Here is a 15773-nt window from a genome sequence, read left to right as displayed (position 1 = left end):
AAGGATGAACGGGTTTTTGGTATGATTCTGACTGGGCTCGAACCAGCGACCTCTACCCTGTCAAGGTAGCGCTCTCCCAGCTGAGCTACAGAATCATGATGCAGTACGTTATGTACTTGCTAGGACATGTATTAATATAGCAAGAAACTAACCATCTGACAAGTACTTTTCTAAAAAAATATGAAAAATAAAAATGAACGAGGCTGAACTCAATGTTGATTCAGCCCCTCTCTTTTACTTATAGAATAGTCGTCACTTGATCGACCGGTAAACGGAGCGCCGGACGTTTTTTCGCGTCTTCGATTGCTTTCCCGACAGCAATCAACATGACCGGGACATAACGTTCGTCTGTAATAAACGTTTCTGTAAAGAGTTGGTGATTGAATCCGCCCATCGCGAGTGTCGAGAGTCCTTTTGCTTCAGCAACTAGCATCAGTTGCATCGCAGCTAAACTTGCGTTTGACATGGCTGCATCTCTCGCGTAAGCCCCTTCTACTTGTCCTTTGATCGAGTCAAACAAGTCTTCCGTCATGCCTCCTGCTTCTACAGCTGGTCCATAAACCGGATTATAGTTTCGGTTTGCCTGTAAATCCCCTAGTACGGCAATGACGACGGAAGAAGAACTGATGGCCGGCTGATTGTAAGCGATTGGAGCTAATCGTTGTTTCGCTTCTTCCGAATGGAAGGCAACGAAATGCCAATGTTGCAGGTTCCAGGCACTTGGCGCAGCTGTCGTCAATTCAACCAATTCTTGTACTTCTTTTTGTGAAAGCGTGAATGTCTCATCGTAATGACGAACTGACCGGCGTTCTGTCAAAATCGATAGTGTGTCAGATAATGTTTGATTCATAATGATCCCCCTCTAGGTACATCTGTTTACTATGTTATCGTATCATCCTCTACGCTTACCTGTCATATGACAAGACTTGCTAAAGAAACTTCTGTTATAAAACAAAGATTGACATACCGCTTCTGTACTAGTACAATAAAATAAATTCAGTGTTGTTTGCTGGTACATCCATATACTAAGAGGAGGAACACAATCATGGAACAACCCCTTTACCAAGAGACCTCTCCCGAGTTTTACCGTCAACTTCCGGTCAAAACCTGCTCCCATTGCGGAAAAGAAATGGATGAACAATGCGAATCGTATAAAACAGAATGTGATGAGTGTGCTGTTACAGAACACTAATCGCAAATTTGCTTGAAGAAGGAAGTCTACCGTAGCGGATGGACTTCTTTTTTTGTTTGAAAATATAACATTATTTCTATCTTAATCAACTTTTTTTGAATTACAGGTTATCCAGTCATCTTTTTGTAATATTTTTGTTACAAATGAAACAGACAAAATGTTACATTTAACTCATAAGATTTTCCGTAAAGGAGCTCAGACATCAATGGATTCATACAACTCAGGCAATCCCATCGGACTTGGTCCAAGATACCGAAAACCCAAACGAAAGTATTTCGCTAAGCTTTTGATCGTGCTGGCGCTGATTCTTCTTCCGATTGGCGGTTACATCGTTTATCAGTACTTGACTTCGACACAACAACAAGCGAGCGTAAAAACCGTCCAATCTTTACAGGAAGTTCCGACTCCGAACCTGGACAAGGTACGCGTCGAGAAATGGAACGGGATTACTAAAAAAGTGGCGTATCTGACATTTGAAGACGGACCGACCGCTTTGACTTCAGACATCTTGAAATCATTAAAAGAACAAGAAGTTAAAGCGACTTTTTTTTTGATCGGAAGTAACATCAATGAGCAACCGGATGTCGTCCGCTCGATGGCAAAGGCTGGACATTACATCGGACCACACAGTGAAACTCATGATTACGACACGTTGTATAAGAAAAAGCAGTATGTTCCCGAGATGCTGCGGGTACAGAAACAAATCAACCAACTGACGAATCACAGCCCGTTGTTGACACGTCCGCCTTATGGATCAACACCCGGCATTACCAAGTCGATTGCAAAAGAGATCGAACAGGCGAAACTTCGGGTGTGGGACTGGTCGATCGATTCGATGGACTGGTACTACAAAGATAGTGCCAAGGAAGTTGCCAACACTGTCATCAGCCGTGCGGAAGGCCCGGTCGAAATCATCCTGTTGCATGAACAACCACAAACATTGCAGGCATTGCCTGCGATTGTCGCCGGATTAAAGAAAAAAGGCTATCAATTTTCCATCTATGATGAAGATTTTCATGTCCCGTATAATTTCGCAAAATTCTCTAATTTATAAGGAGTTCCTTTCATGATTAATAAACGGATGATCCTCACCAGTTGTTTGACCTGTCTCGGCCTCTTGCTTCTCAGTGCCTGTTCGAGTGATCCGGCTGCTTCGGTATACGAGCAGTTGGAAGAACAAGCGAAGTCCGAACAAAAAGCAGCAGTCGTCGCCGAGCAACGGACACGCCAAGATGAAATTTCCGTCAATACCTACCAAGCCGTCCTCGAAGCCGGGGCCGATGATATTAAACGGGCACAAAATGAACGGGATGAATTGACCGCTCTGAATCAAAACCGTGTCAAATTGTTAAAACAAGAACAGACAATCCGTACCCATGCTTTTGATGAGTTAGACCTTGCGGAATTAACAAGTACCCTATCTTCGTTGCCTGCCGCTAAAAAAGACGGGACAGCCCTTATCAATATCTTTAAAGAGCGGGAGAAGGCTTTTGATACGTTTTTGAAACGTTATGCGGCGACGATTGATTCAGAAAAGAAAGTGCTTTCCTACTTGACCGAAAAACCGAACTTCGTTAAGATTGATGAAGCAACAGCTGATTTAAACCGGACTTCCCGTCAAGCGACAGAAGCACTCAAAACCTTTAATCAATTGACCGTCCGCTACAATGAATTAAAGCCAACCTTTTACAAAAAGGCTGGACTCAACATTAAATAACTCACACAGGTTGCAACCAAACCCTGTCCAAAAAACCTGGACAAGGCCCCGTTGCAACCTTTTTTGTGCGTTCTAAAACATGGAGGGATCTGTATGAATCGTTCAAAAGCAACACTTTTCGTCTTAATCGGCGCCATCAGTTACGGCGTCCTGTCGACCATCGTCAAACTGGCTTACGGTGCCGGTTTTGACTCAGCCGCTGTTTCCGGAAGTCAATTTTTCTTCGGATGGCTGATGATTTTTGTCTTAGCCCTGCTGTCAAAAAATCTTCGTCTGAATCCGAAAACAGCTCTTACTTTAATGGCCATCGGAATTTCAAGCGGCACGACCGGTTACCTGTATTATCAGAGCCTACAAACCGTCTCCGCTTCAGTCGCCATCATTCTCCTCTTCCAATTCACATGGATTGGTGTCGTGATTGATTCGATTTTGGCAAAACGTCTGCCGTCGCGTTCTCATTTCTTGTCTGCCGTCCTATTGATCGGCGGTGCCATTTTAGCGAGCGCTGCTTATACGAGCGCCCTTGACGTGCGCGGTACGTTGTTCGGACTCGGCGCAGCCGTCAGTTTCTCGATCTTCCTGCTTGCGAGCGGACGGGTCGCAAACCATGTACCGGTCATTAAAAAAAGCTTTTATATGATGACAGGCGGACTTCTCTTCGTCATGATTATGTATCCGCCGACGACTTTCCTGACTGCAGCGAATTTCGAACAGGGACTGATCTGGTACGCACTTCCACTGGGTCTGTTCGCCTTAATTCTGCCACCGCTGTTATTCGCAGCAGGTGCCCCACACTTAAGCCCGGCCAGCGTCTCCTTGCTTGGTGCAGCCGAACTGCCGACTGCCGTCATCTGTTCCGTCCTCATCCTCGGTGAGCATCTCTCCGGTTCACAGTGGATCGGGATCATCATCATCCTGATTGGAATTTTCTATCCGATTTACGTCAGCAGTCTGAAACAATCGACTACTTCTGTTCCACGTCAAAACGACCTCTCCTGAGCAATCAGGAAAGGTCGTTTTTTTATAGCATTATTTTTGACGTTTCATCGCATCAGCGACGAACTCGACATCCGTACCGATGATGATTTGGACGTTTTTCGCGCCCATCTTCATAACACCTTTTGCGCCGGCCGCTTTAATTGCAGCTTCGTCAATGATCGTTGAATCTTTTACCTGGAGACGGAGACGTGTCGCACAGTTATCAATCGCTGTAACGTTGTCCGTTCCTTGTAAGCCTGCAAAAATACGTGCTGCTTGTTGCTCGTACTTATCGTCTGATACACCCGTGACAGGGCCTGCATCCGTTACAAGTGATTCATCTTCACGACCCGGCGTTTTCAGATCGAATTTCGTGATCATGAAGTAGAACAGGAAGTAATAAATGACGGCGAATACGAGACCGACAACGAGTAAAAGCAACGGTTTTGTCGCGATTCCGAAGTTCAGGACATAGTCAATGAAACCGGCAGAGAAGGAGAACCCGTGCAAGATACCGAGTAAATTGACGACTGCCATGGAAACACCCGTCAACACGGCGTGCATGACATATAAGACCGGTGACAAGAACATGAATGAAAACTCAATCGGTTCCGTAATCCCTGTCAGGAATGATGTTAATCCAAGACCAATCATCGCCCCTGCGACGGCTTTCCGATTTTCTTTGCGTGCCGCCATGACCATGGCTGCTGCTGCAGCCGGTAAAGCGAACATCATGATCGGGAAAAATCCGGCTTGATAAATACCGGCTGTCGGATCTCCAGCGAAGAAGCGTGCGATATCTCCATTCGCAATTGTTCCATCCGCTTTTTCATATGAACCGAAGACAAACCAGAAAATATTGTTCAAGACATGGTGAAGACCGACAGGAATTAACAGACGGTTGAAGAATCCAAACAGTGCGGCCCCTCCTGCTCCAAGGCTGACCATCCATTCTCCCGCATTATTGATTCCGTCTTCAATGAACGGCCATAAGTAACCAAAGACAAACGCTAAGACCAGCATAGCGGCTGACGTGATGATCGGAACAAAACGGCGTCCGCCGAAGAATGCTAACCAATCCGGTAATTTAATATTGTAAAATCGGTTGTACAACAAACCGGCAACGATACCGGCAATAATTCCGCCGAAGACAGCCATGTTGACCATTGATCCTAAGGTTGCCTGATTGGCAATGGAACTTAAGGTCGCTCCGTCCACTTTCGTCGAGGAGTCATTGACAATGGCGGCAATCGCATCGTACTTGGCCTGAATCTGGGCATTTGAATAATCCTTATTCATCGAGTCAACGCCCGTTTTTAAGACCAAATACCCGACTGCTCCTGCCAATCCGGCAGCTCCGCTGGCATCAATGGATAATCCAATCGCAACACCAATCGCAAAAATCAGTGGAAGATTATCAAAAATCGCACCACCTGCTGCCACCATTAACGGAATATCCAACATATCGGCTGAACCGAGTCGAAGGACAATTCCCGCGGCTGGTAAAACGGCGATCGGCAGCATTAAAGCTTTACCGATTCGTTGAAGAAACTGCAACATACACTTCATCCTTTCCTAAATAAAAACAAATAATGACATGACGATGAAAACGCTTTAACATCTATTATTATTCCACATACACGTCTAAATGACTAGACCTTTATACATATTTTTTCATAAAAAAAGATCCCTTTAGATAAGGGACCTTACGGGTACAGATTAACGACGATTCGTATCTTCAAGATTCTGTTGAACATTACCAACTGTTTTTTTAGCATCGCCTTTAAGCTGATCTTTTTTGCCTTCACGTTCTGTTGATTTATCTCCTGTTGCTTTTCCGAGCGCTTCTTTCGCTTTTCCGGCAACTTTATCAACTAAACCATCAGCTTTTTTGTTTAATCCGCTATCATGTGACATGTTCATTACCCCCTATTTTTTTAACGCATAGTAGTATGTTCCCACCTGAAACAGATTCAAACATTTCTCTGCTCTCATTTGCTCCCAGTCTTAGGGGTCCATCAATCGAAAAACTCCCTATCGCTTTCCGATAGGGAGTGGACTGTCACTGTGCAACCGAGACGCCGAGGACTTGTTCAATCCGTTCGAATGCCCAGTCTAATTCTTCTTTTGTAATGACGAGTGGTGGTGCAAAACGAATGACTGTCTCATGTGTTTCCTTGCAGAGCAATCCTTTTTCTTTTAATGCTTCGCAATACGGACGAGCCGCTTCTGTCAATTCGACACCGATGAATAATCCGCGCCCACGAACTTCTTTAATCATCGGATTGTCGATTTCTTTTAGACGGTTCATAAAGTATGTTCCGAGCTCTAGTGAACGTTCCGGTAACTTCTCTTCTTCCAAAACTTCAAGTGAAGCGACAGATACCGCACAGGCCAATGGATTTCCGCCGAATGTCGAACCATGCGATCCCGGATTAAAGACACTCAGGATATCGTGGTTGGCAGCCACACAAGAAATCGGGAACACGCCGCCCCCCAGTGCTTTTCCTAAGATGTACATATCTGGTGTTACATTGTCCCAGTCCGAAGCAAACCATTTACCCGAACGGCCCAGTCCTGATTGGATTTCATCCGAGACGAGCAATACGTTTTGTTCCTTACAGACGTCCTGGGCATCTTTCAAGAATCCTTCGTACGGAATCAGGATACCCGCTTCACCTTGGATCGGCTCAACGATGAAGGCAGCTGTATTTTCCGTGATGGCGCCTTTCAATGCTTCCAAATCCCCGTATGGAATCGTTTTGATGCCCGGTAAGAGTGGTCCGAATCCACGTTGATACTCGGCTTCTGTTGACATCGAAACAGCCGTCATCGTCCGACCATGGAAGTTCCCTTCGCAGACGATGATTTCAGCATCTCCAGGAATTTGTTTGACTTCGTACGCCCAGCGACGTGCTGCCTTAACTGCCGTCTCGACCGCTTCCGCTCCCGTATTCATCGGCAGGACCATATCTTTTCCTGTCAATTGCGCGACCTTCTCATAAAAGAACCCCAACTGGTCATTGTGAAACGCGCGCGATGTCAGCGTAATTTTATCCGCTTGCCGTTTTAAGGCTTCGATGATTTTCGGATGACGGTGTCCTTGGTTCACAGCTGAATAGGCACTAAGCATATCCATATATTCGCGGCCTTCCGGATCTTTGACGAACACCCCTTCTGCCTCCGAGATGACGATTGGAAGCGGATGATAGTTGTGTGCCCCGAATTTCTCTGTCTGTGTAATGATTTTCTCTGTTTGATTCATGATAAATCCCCCTTTTTCGCTTGGAAAACGCTTTCATTCTGATTATAACAGATTCACACGGATAATCTTCAATCGAAATACAGGATTTATTCGCATGAAAATTGAATATACTGGGAATAGACAAGACAAGTGAACCGTCATCTCTGATCATTTAAAAGGAGTGTGCGTCCATAATGGATCGTTCGACCATTAGTTCCTACGAAACTGTCATGCAAGGATTTCCTTTACCTGCATTTATCCTACACGTCGATTTAACCGTCCATTCTTGGAATGAGGCTGCCGAATCCTGCTGGGGCTGGTCGGCACAAGAAGTTACCGGACAACTGGTCCCGCTCCTTGACCCGGAAGATGCTGCGTTCAGCCGGCAAATCTGGTATTCATTTTTAGAAAAGCGGCAATCGATGCAATTACCGAATACAACATTTCTTCATAAATCAGGTGACCGTTCGACATCGACGTTGCTCGTCTCACCGCTCTTTGATGAAAAAAACGAACCTTCTGGTGCTTTTTTCTGTCAGCTGCCTTCTTCCACTCAACAGAATGCAACCAAACCGTTATTTCAAGGATTGATGGACTTACGCTATGCGTTTGATCAAATCGCTTGTGTCGCAATATTCGACGCACGGGGAACGATTCAATACGCCAATACCAATTTGACGGATGTTACGGGTTTTTGCCCACACCTGTTGCTCGGTCAACCTTGGACGATATTACTAGATTCGTCTGAAGACGTCCTTCCCATGATTCGCTCTCAAATCAAGAAGAAAAAAGCCTGGTCCGGGAAGTTGTCCATATCGACACAGGATGAGTCTAAAAAAGTGTTTCATGCCACTTTGATTCCGGTTTATGACGTAAACGGTGTCCGTTTCCAACATCTTTTCATTGGTACCGATATTACGGAAACCGAACATCTCGAACAGGAACTTGATTTTTTAGTTCATCATAATGAATTGACCCATCTACTGAATAGACGTGGCTTTCTTCGGGAAGGTCAGGTCTTATTCTCCAAAGCATCTGATGATCTCCCGATCTCACTCATCTTATTTGATATTGATCGTTTTAAAGTCATCAACGATTCCTTCGGGACACATGTCGGCGACCAACTTTTACAAGCGTTAGCCAAACGTTTGTCCGAACATGCAAAACAGCTGTTAACGTTCCATCCGACGAGTGACTTGTTTGGTGTGGTGCTCGAAGTGACAGACCGGAATGCCTTGTTCCAATATGCCCGGAAACTGCAACAAGTATTGCAACGTCCCTATTATATTAATGGGCATTCCTTAATCATCTCCTGTACGTTCGGAATTACCGTCTATCCTTCGGAAGCCAAATCACTTGAAGATTTGTACCGTCGTTCGGAGATGGCCCTGTATGCCGGAAAATCAATCGGCACAGGAACAATCCAGTATTTGACCCATGAAATGGATGAGCAGTTCACCCGGAAATTACAGCTCGAACGCTCATTATTTACGGCTTTAGAGGATCAAGCCCTTCATTTGGTCTATCAACCGATCATCAACTTGAAAACCAAGCATGTCGATGGTTTTGAAGCGCTGTTGCGTTGGAATCATACGGCACTTGGGAGCATTCCTCCGGATGAGTTCATTCCCCTTGCCGAAGAAGCGGCTTTGATTACACCCATCAACAACTGGGTTGTCATCGAAGCCTGCGAACGACTCGCACTTTGGCAGAAACAGATTGCACCTGATTTGACGATGGCCATCAACATTTCACCGCATCAGTTCCAAAGCGATTCGTTTGTCCGGACCTTACAGCATGTCGTGTCTCAAAAAAAGATCGATCCCCGATTCGTGACACTCGAACTGACGGAAAATATTGCAATTTTACAGACACAGCGGACAATTGAACGGATGCAACTGATCAAAGCGCTTGGTTTCCGATTATCGATTGATGATTTTGGAACAGGTTATTCTTCCTTACAATATTTGCGTGCTTTTCCGATTGATGAACTCAAGATCGATAAAGTCTTCATTGACGGCATCGATTTAGGAGAAAACGGGTTGCTCGACTCAATCATTCAACTTGGTCAAAACTTAAAGCTGAATCTGGTCGCAGAAGGCGTCGAAACGACGACTGCCCTGAGTTATCTGGAAGCGACCGCCTGCCAGCAGATGCAAGGATTCATTTTTTCCGAACCGTTGTCTGTTGAGGAAGTAGAACTGCGTTTTGGTTCATCCAATCCTGAAGAACCGGACAATAAGGACAACTAAAAAACAGGAGCCGGACTAGACTCCGGCTCCTGTTTTTCGTATAAAGACGGTTTTTGAAGTCCGCCGATGAGATTCGTCCATTGTCTTACAATTGAATTTGTCCACCGATCATCCCGTAAACTGCAACGGCAGCTAAGATAATTAAAATTCCACTCGCAATCATTTCGTAACGCGACATACCGCCCCGCTTCTGCTCCCGCTCCGCCATCAGATAGGCGATGATACCCGGTACATAGACGAGGGCTGCGATGACGATATACCAAATCCCTGAAGCGTAGACGAGCCACAGTGAATAGGCGGCGGCAATCGTCGAGAAGATCAGCATCTTTGTATTGCGTTCTGCCCGTGAAAAACGGACACTGTACACGGCAGACAACAGATACGGCAACAATGCACAAATTCCGGCAATACTGGATAAGACTAAATACGTCTGTGCAGAAAATAAGGCGATACCTGCAACGAACTGGGTCGCAATTTGAGTGATCAGCAACGCACCGACCGGCGCCCCTTTCCGGTTCGTTTTTGCAAAGAACTTTGGAAACGCACCATCTTTCGCAACGAGGTAGGAAATTTCAGACGCCAGAATCGTCCATCCGAGCAGTGCTCCGGATAACGAAATGATCAGTCCGACCATAATCAAGGTTGCTCCAAACGGACCAATCGCAGCTTCGAGCACATAAGCCATTGTCGGTTCTTGTAATCCTGCTAACTGTTCCTGGTTCAAAACACCGAGCGATAAGACGGAAATCAGGATGTAGATGACAAGTACTCCGACAAGCCCTACGACTGTCGCCTTCCCGACATCACTCCGTTTGTTGGCGCGTGTCGACAAGACGACAGCCCCTTCAATCCCGACGAAGGCCCAAAGCGTCACAAGCATCGTTCCTTTGACTTGCGTAAAGATACTGCCTAATTCCGTTCCTTCTCCCCAAAAATTCAGGTTAAACGTCTTCACATTAAAAGCAATTGCTACCAATAAAATAAAAATCAAAATGGGAACGAGCTTTGCGATCGTCGTAATCAGGTTGACAAGTGTCGCTTCTTTAATCCCGCTCGAGACGATGAAAAACAGTCCCCATACGACAACGATACTCATCACTAACAAAAATACACGATTTTCTGATGAGAAAATCGGGAAAAAGTAACTGAGTGCATTAAAGACCAACGTTATGTTGGCAACTGTCCCGATCCAGGCCGAGACCCAATATCCCCAGGCGCTGTTAAAACCGACAAATCGTCCGAATCCTTCACGGGCATATGCGTAAATGCCGCCTTCAAGTTCCGGTTTACTGTTTGCCAAGTGTTGAAAGACCAGCGCCAGCATAATCATGCCAAGACCAGTAATTCCCCATCCGATTAGAATCGGACCTGCACTCGCTTTTTGAGCCATTGCTCCCGGCAGATTGAAGGCACCTCCACCGACCATCGATCCAATGACCATTGCGGCTAAAGCAAAAAAGCCGATTTTTTGTTGATTCATCCTCTAACACGTCCTTTATTTCTTGTATATCTATTCATATCAAACGTATATTAATTCGAAAGACACAAAATTCATTATAACAAAATCAAAGCCATTGTAAAGAAAGGATTTGATCAATATGAATTGGATCCATTCGTTCCAACTAGAGGACTTTTTTAAATTGATGATAGCCGCACTGTTCGGTATCATCATCGGATTCGAACGCGAAATCAAAAATAAGCCTGTTGGTATACGTACTAGCCTCGTAATTACCCTGATCAGTTGTCTGTTAACCATCGTATCCATTAAGTCTGTCGTGCTGTACAGTACGATTGCCCCCAATGTCCAAATGGATCCGATGCGTCTTGTCGCTCAAGTCGTCGCCGGAATCGGCTTCATCGGCGCCGGCGTGATTTTAAGACGTCCGCACGATATCGTCAGTGGTTTGACGACTGCTGCCATCATTTGGGCAGCCAGTGGAATTGGCATTGCACTCGGAGCTGGCTTTATCCTAGAAGCCACGTTTTTAGTCCTCTTTTTATTTTTTTCATTGGAAGGACTGACTTGGGTCATGAAGCGGGTCAACAATAGCCGATTCGAAGCTAACGTCATCGTTGCCCACCTGACTCTCGCAGCGGATACGGATGCTCAAACGGTCAAAGCAGCATTAGAAAAAAAAGGAGTCCGCATTACTAATATCCGGTTACGCGGTCATGCGCGGCAGTTGACTTTACGGATGTATTCTCCTCATAAACTGACGATATTCATACTTTATGACTACTTGAAAACACTCGGAATTGAGCATATAGACCTTGATCAATAGAAATTGTCAGAAAATTTGTGTTGCATTTTTACTCGCTTTCACTTAAATTTACATTATGTTCACACTTTTCTGAAATCATTTCAATCTAATCGGGGGGTCATCTTTCACATGAAGAAACAAACTAAAATTGCCTTTGCTGGACTATCCAGCATGGCGCTGCTCGCAGTAGCAGCTTGTGGCCAAAGCAATGAATCAGATGGAAACTCTTCTTCCTCAAAAGAAAAAAAACAAGAGGTGACACTCATCTCGACTACGGATGTGCCACAACTTGATCCAACAAAAACAACGGACTCAACATCCATCATCGTTACGAACAACGTCTTTGAAGGTCTCTACCGTCTTGACGGCGACAACAAACCGACTGCCGGAATCGCAGAAAGTGTCGAAGTATCAGATGATAAGAAAACATATACATTTAAACTCCGTAAAGATGCCAAGTGGTCAGATGGTTCAGCTGTTACGGCAGACGACTTCATCTACTCTTGGAAACGTGCACTCGATCCAAAAACAGGAGCAGAGTACGCATACATCCTTCAGGATTTAAAAAATGCTAACAAAATCTTAGCCGGTGAAGCAGAACTCGATTCGCTCGGTGTCAAGAAAGTGGACGATCAAACTCTTGAAGTGCAATTGGAAGCTCCGGCTCCATACTTCCTCGGATTGACAAGTTTCCCGACTTACTTACCACTCAAGCAATCGTTTGTCGAAGAAAACGGCGACAAGTTTGCGACAAACGTCGACTCGATGCTCTTCAACGGACCATTCATCTTGGATAAGTGGCAATCTAATTCCGGTTGGACATATAAGAAAAACCCGGATTACTGGGATAAAGCAAACGTCAAAATGGAAAAAATCGATGTAAAAGTCGTTAAAGAAATTTCGACTGGTGTCAACTTGTTCGAGTCGAAAGACGTCGACTTCGCACCTATCACATCGGAGTTCGTCTCACAATACGAAAAATCCGACAACTACAAGACACGTCCAGATGCACGGATCAACTTCCTCCGATTCAACCAAAAAAATAAAGCACTTAAAAACGAAAACATCCGTAAAGCGCTTGCACTTGGTTTTGAAAAACAAGGAATTACAGACGTCATCTTAAATGACGGTTCAAAACCGGCTAACTTCATCGTCGCAAAAGACTTTACATTCACTCCGGATGGGGAAGATTTCCGTGCCAAATATCCAGATCTCCAAAGCTTTGATGCAACAGAAGCGAAAAAAGCATGGGATGCCGGCCTAAAAGAACTCGGTGTCAAAACAGTAGAACTCGATATGTTGTCACGTGATGAAGATGCCTTCAAGAAAGTTTCTGAATTCTTAAAAGGTGATCTCGAGAAAAACTTACCGGGTCTTACGGTCAACATCAAGCAACAACCGTTCAAAAACTTCCTGGACCTCGAGTCTAAAGGCGATTACGACATCTCTGCTGCCGGTTGGGGCCCTGACTACCAGGATCCAATGACGTTCCTCGATATGTGGTTAACAGGCGGAAGCTTTAACCGTATGGAATACTCGAACAAAGAGTTCGATAAGATGATTAAAGAAGCAAAAGCAGAGCCGGATGAAGCAAAACGCTGGTCGACGCTTCAAGAAGCTGAAAAAATGCTCTTGGCAGAAGACTATGCGATTGCTCCAATCTACCAAAAAGGTGAAGCATACTTGCAACGTGCGAACATCGACAAACTATATCGTCACCCATTCGGAGCAGACATGAGCTTCAAATGGATGGAAGTAAAATAAGTATCTTCCTACCGGTTACCAGGATTCCCTTGGTGACCGGTTTTTGTATACAACAAAGACCCCTTCTGCCGGAGCCGATCGGGGTCTTTACTGTGCGATTTGTTTATAAAATTCGATTTCTTCCCGCTGTCCTTCTTCGACCGCACGGAAAAATTCAGCAAAAAATGCGTATAAGACGGTTCGTTCCTGATAGGTCGGACCAGCCTGTCGAATCACTGAAAACGCAAGATTTCGTAACTGACGTTTTGTACGCCGGTTGTTTGGTAACTCATGAAACTGGTCGATAAATGAACGGTATACATCAGCAATCAACTTTTCATGACCTTCAAAATATGACTTATCCATTGAATCTGTCCTTTCTGATTGTTCTCTTCTTTTCTACGGAGTATCCTCCTGAAAAGTTTCATCAAGCTACACTTTTCACAAAGATATAAGACCTACTATAACAAGGATCAAATAATGATTCAACCGGAAAACTATTAAGAAAAGGTAAAGTCCACATCATCACCTTTCGTGAACTTTACCTTTTCATTTAAGCTTGTACTGCAATATGTTGGAACGTTTTAACGTCAAACAATCCGCTGTCCGTCAACTTCAGATTCGGGATGACAGGCAAACAGAGGAACGACATCGTCAAGTACGGATTAAAGGAGCGGTCGGCTTCGAGTACATCAAGTGCATCATTGAGCGCTTCGAGGGTATCTCCGACTTCCTGGAAAGGACGACTCGTCATCAATCCAGCGATTTCAAGCGGCAACTCCGCCAGAACTTCTGTCCCGTTGACCGCAATGACACCTCCACCCGCCTTGATCAGACGCTCTGCCGCAAGTTTCATCTCGGCATCCGATGTTCCGACGATAACAAGGTTATGCGAATCATGGGCGACCGTCGCCGCAATGGCACCTCGCTTCATGCCAAACCCTTTAACGATGCCGACTGCTGAGAAGTTGGTCGCATTATGACGCTCGATGACGGCGATTTTCAATAAGTCCTGTTCCGGGACGGGGACAAATTTCCCGTCCTGTAAAGGCACATCCAAAATCAAATGTTCCGTGACAATACTTTTCGGGATGATTCCGATGACATGCGCTTTCGGTTTTTCTAATACGAGTTCAAAAACTTGATCCGTGATCGGCTTCGTTTTCAGTTCGCCGCGCAATGTCGACGGTACCGCTATCTTTTGGGATGAGATGATTGTTTTACCGGCTCGGGCGACCGCCTGTCCATTGACGAAGACTTCCTTAATCGTCACTTGATCGGCATCCTGCAAAATGACAAAGTCCGCACGGCGTCCCGGGACGATTGCTCCACGGTCATTTAGTTGATACGCATTGGCTGCATGAAGAGAAGCCATCGCATAAGCCGTTTCCCGCTTAATCCCGTGTTGTATGGCATAGCGGATATTATAGTCAATCGTGCCTTCACGTAACGTATCGTCCAGATGCTTATCGTCCGTACAGAACAGGAATCGACCGGCATTACTTTCCGTGACCGCATCAAGCACTTCCTGGAGATTCCGGGCAGCCGACCCTTCCCGGACTTCGACGTATAATCCGCGTCGCGCCCGTTCAATCGCTTCTTGCTTGCTGACCGCTTCGTGATCCGTCCGGATGCCTGCCACACCGTAGATGTTCAATTCACGTGCACCGAGTCCTGCGGCATGACCATCCACGAGTTTCCCGGCAGCTTCGATTTGTTCGATTTTTTTCAGCATATCCTGATCCGCCCGTTCCACCGCCGGATAGTCCATGACTTCTCCTAAGCCGTGCACGCCCGGATGATCCACGAAAGATGCGAGTGCCGCTGCATCGAGCGATGCCCCGGCATGTTCAAATGATGTCGCTGGAACACAGCTCGGCAACATCATCCGCACGTCAAGCGACAGTCCTGCTGCATCGTCCAACATGAACTGGAGCCCTTCCGCTCCCTTTACGTTCGCAATCTCATGCGGATCGGCAATGACGGTCGTTACACCGAGCGGTAAAATTGCCTGTTCGTATTCACTTGGTGTCACCATCGATGACTCGATATGGACATGGCCGTCAATGAAACTCGGCGCAATGAATTTTCCTGTTCCGTCAATCATTTCAATTCCTTCATATCCGTCGCCGACAGCGGCAATGTAGCCGGAATCTACCGCAACATCCGCTTGATACGTCTCACGTGTCATGACATCGATGACCTGAATGCCTTGATAGACGACTGCTGCTTTTTCTTTTTTTGCGGCGATGGTAATAAGTCGTGCCCGAACTGTCTGATTCATCCTGTTTCCTCCTGGTGTGAACGGTATTTTTACCATCTTACAATTAGTTTGGAAGCAGTTGCAATTTATTTTTCCAACAGTCAAGATGAAAACGTACACTTG

At 45.6% G+C, this 15773-nt stretch carries 14 protein-coding genes and 1 tRNA gene; 7 read left to right on the top strand and 8 right to left on the bottom strand.

Going from position 1 to position 15773, the window contains the following annotated elements:
• Positions 1 to 22: 22 nt before the first annotated feature.
• Both KNP91_RS12525 and KNP91_RS12520 read right to left on the bottom strand, forming a co-directional pair.
• Positions 23 to 95 (bottom strand) — tRNA-Val (locus KNP91_RS12525).
• 143 nt (positions 96 to 238) lie between these two features.
• Complete coding sequence (locus tag KNP91_RS12520; RefSeq protein ID WP_214850303.1) at positions 239 to 850, bottom strand: nitroreductase family protein; 612 nt, start codon at positions 848 to 850, stop codon at positions 239 to 241.
• 195 nt (positions 851 to 1045) lie between these two features.
• Between KNP91_RS12520 and yhfH the strand changes: the two genes are divergently transcribed.
• The 4 genes from yhfH to KNP91_RS12500 all read left to right on the top strand — a co-directional run bounded on the left by yhfH (position 1046) and on the right by KNP91_RS12500 (position 3908).
• Complete coding sequence (gene yhfH, locus KNP91_RS12515) at positions 1046 to 1192, top strand: protein YhfH (RefSeq protein ID WP_251135546.1); 147 nt, start codon at positions 1046 to 1048, stop codon at positions 1190 to 1192.
• 205 nt (positions 1193 to 1397) lie between these two features.
• Positions 1398 to 2246: a polysaccharide deacetylase family protein gene (locus KNP91_RS12510; RefSeq protein WP_214766619.1), complete on the top strand. Its 849-nt coding sequence runs from the start codon at positions 1398 to 1400 to the stop codon at positions 2244 to 2246.
• 12 nt (positions 2247 to 2258) lie between these two features.
• Positions 2259 to 2909, top strand: a complete 651-nt coding sequence (locus KNP91_RS12505) for a YkyA family protein (protein WP_214766617.1) — start codon at positions 2259 to 2261, stop codon at positions 2907 to 2909.
• 93 nt (positions 2910 to 3002) lie between these two features.
• Positions 3003 to 3908 carry an EamA family transporter gene (locus KNP91_RS12500; protein WP_214766615.1) on the top strand — a complete coding sequence of 302 codons (906 nt, stop codon included), beginning with the start codon at positions 3003 to 3005 and terminating at the stop codon, positions 3906 to 3908.
• A 30-nt stretch (positions 3909 to 3938) separates the two neighbouring features.
• On the opposite strand, the gene nagE is transcribed toward KNP91_RS12500, so the two are convergent.
• The 3 genes from nagE to KNP91_RS12485 all read right to left on the bottom strand — a co-directional run bounded on the left by nagE (position 3939) and on the right by KNP91_RS12485 (position 7152).
• On the bottom strand, positions 3939 to 5447 hold the full coding sequence (gene nagE / locus KNP91_RS12495) for an N-acetylglucosamine-specific PTS transporter subunit IIBC (RefSeq protein WP_012369412.1): 1509 nt from the start codon (positions 5445 to 5447) through the stop codon (positions 3939 to 3941).
• 159 nt (positions 5448 to 5606) lie between these two features.
• A complete protein-coding gene (locus tag KNP91_RS12490) occupies positions 5607 to 5804 on the bottom strand; it encodes a CsbD family protein (protein WP_012369411.1) in 198 nt (65 codons plus the stop codon).
• A 145-nt stretch (positions 5805 to 5949) separates the two neighbouring features.
• Complete coding sequence (locus KNP91_RS12485) at positions 5950 to 7152, bottom strand: ornithine--oxo-acid transaminase (protein ID WP_012369410.1); 1203 nt, start codon at positions 7150 to 7152, stop codon at positions 5950 to 5952.
• Positions 7153 to 7325: 173 nt separating this feature from the next.
• Here KNP91_RS12485 and KNP91_RS12480 point away from each other — a divergent pair, with 173 nt between their 5' ends.
• Entirely contained in the window at positions 7326 to 9383 is a 2058-nt protein-coding gene (locus KNP91_RS12480) for a sensor domain-containing protein (protein ID WP_214766613.1), read from the top strand.
• 85 nt (positions 9384 to 9468) lie between these two features.
• On the opposite strand, the gene KNP91_RS12475 is transcribed toward KNP91_RS12480, so the two are convergent.
• Positions 9469 to 10863 (bottom strand): basic amino acid/polyamine antiporter, encoded by a 1395-nt coding sequence (locus KNP91_RS12475; protein WP_214766611.1) that lies wholly within the window; start codon positions 10861 to 10863, stop codon positions 9469 to 9471.
• 118 nt (positions 10864 to 10981) lie between these two features.
• Here KNP91_RS12475 and KNP91_RS12470 point away from each other — a divergent pair, with 118 nt between their 5' ends.
• Both KNP91_RS12470 and KNP91_RS12465 read left to right on the top strand, forming a co-directional pair.
• Positions 10982 to 11665: an MgtC/SapB family protein gene (locus KNP91_RS12470; RefSeq protein ID WP_214766609.1), complete on the top strand. Its 684-nt coding sequence runs from the start codon at positions 10982 to 10984 to the stop codon at positions 11663 to 11665.
• 108 nt (positions 11666 to 11773) lie between these two features.
• Positions 11774 to 13408 (top strand): peptide ABC transporter substrate-binding protein, encoded by a 1635-nt coding sequence (locus tag KNP91_RS12465; RefSeq protein WP_214766608.1) that lies wholly within the window; start codon positions 11774 to 11776, stop codon positions 13406 to 13408.
• 87 nt (positions 13409 to 13495) lie between these two features.
• Here KNP91_RS12465 and KNP91_RS12460 read toward each other — a convergent pair whose 3' ends face one another.
• Together KNP91_RS12460 and ade are read right to left on the bottom strand one after the other, a co-directional pair.
• Positions 13496 to 13753 carry a hypothetical protein gene (locus tag KNP91_RS12460; RefSeq protein ID WP_012369405.1) on the bottom strand — a complete coding sequence of 86 codons (258 nt, stop codon included), beginning with the start codon at positions 13751 to 13753 and terminating at the stop codon, positions 13496 to 13498.
• Positions 13754 to 13940: 187 nt separating this feature from the next.
• A complete protein-coding gene (gene ade, locus KNP91_RS12455) occupies positions 13941 to 15671 on the bottom strand; it encodes an adenine deaminase (protein ID WP_214766607.1) in 1731 nt (576 codons plus the stop codon).
• Between the last annotated feature and the right edge of the window lie 102 nt (positions 15672 to 15773).

The organism is Exiguobacterium sp. s138 (assembly GCF_018618775.1).
Lineage (GTDB): Bacteria > Bacillota > Bacilli > Exiguobacteriales > Exiguobacteriaceae > Exiguobacterium_A > Exiguobacterium_A artemiae.
Note: the sequence above shows the minus strand (reverse complement) of the source record. Positions and strands in the feature narration are given on the sequence as shown.